We start from the raw sequence: 832 nt of genomic DNA, 5'->3' as shown, positions 1-832 counted from the left end.
ATCAGAACGGTGCGGATATCCCTGGCAAAGATACCTTTACGAAAAATATTGGTGCCTGCCGTGCCTTCGGTGGGTCAGTAAGCACAACAACAGGAAACTGGACGACTGCACAGTTTATCGAGTGGCTGGATTCTCAGGGAGCATTTAACCATCCATACTGGATGTGCAAGGGTTCCTGGTCTTATGGCAATAATAAAATCATTACTGATACTGACTGCGGTAATATTCATCTCGCCGGAGCTGTCATTGAAGTAATGGGGATAAAGTCAGCGATGACGATCCGCATTACCACACCGACCACCTCCACTGGTGGTGGAACAACTAACGCCCAGTTTACCTATATTAATCACGGAACAGATTATTCACCTGGCTGGCGAAGGGACTATAACTCCAGAAATAAGCCAACGGCATCAGAGATCGGGGCGTTACCGTCAGGTGGAACAGCAGTATCATCAGTTAATCTGGCTTCAAAAGGTCGGGTAACCGCGCTGACAGACAATACGCAGGGGGCAGCAGGTCTTGAGTTATACGAGGTGTATAACAACGGATATCCAACAGCGTATGGAAATATCATTCACCTGAAAGGGATGACAGCCGTTGGCGAAGGTGAGTTACTCATCGGCTGGAGTGGTACAAGCGGTGCTCATGCTCCGGCATTTATTCGTTCACGACGGGATACGACCGACGCAAACTGGTCGCCGTGGGCGCAGCTTTACACCTCGGCTCATCCTCCTGCAGAGTTTTATCCAGTCGGTGCACCAATCCCGTGGCCATCAGATACCGTTCCGTCTGGTTATGCCCTGATGCAGGGGCAGACTTTTGACAAATCTGC

General features: G+C 50.1%; 1 pseudogene. It reads left to right on the top strand.

The features are described 5' to 3' along the window. Positions 1-461: 461 nt before the first annotated feature. Positions 462-832 (top strand): annotated as a pseudogene (locus tag RTW80_RS26345) (tail fiber protein); the annotation flags it as partial.

The sequence above is a fragment of the Escherichia sp. AM3 genome (assembly GCF_032029835.1).
Taxonomy (GTDB): domain Bacteria; phylum Pseudomonadota; class Gammaproteobacteria; order Enterobacterales; family Enterobacteriaceae; genus Escherichia; species Escherichia coli.
This window is presented reverse-complemented; position numbering and strand designations above follow the sequence as displayed.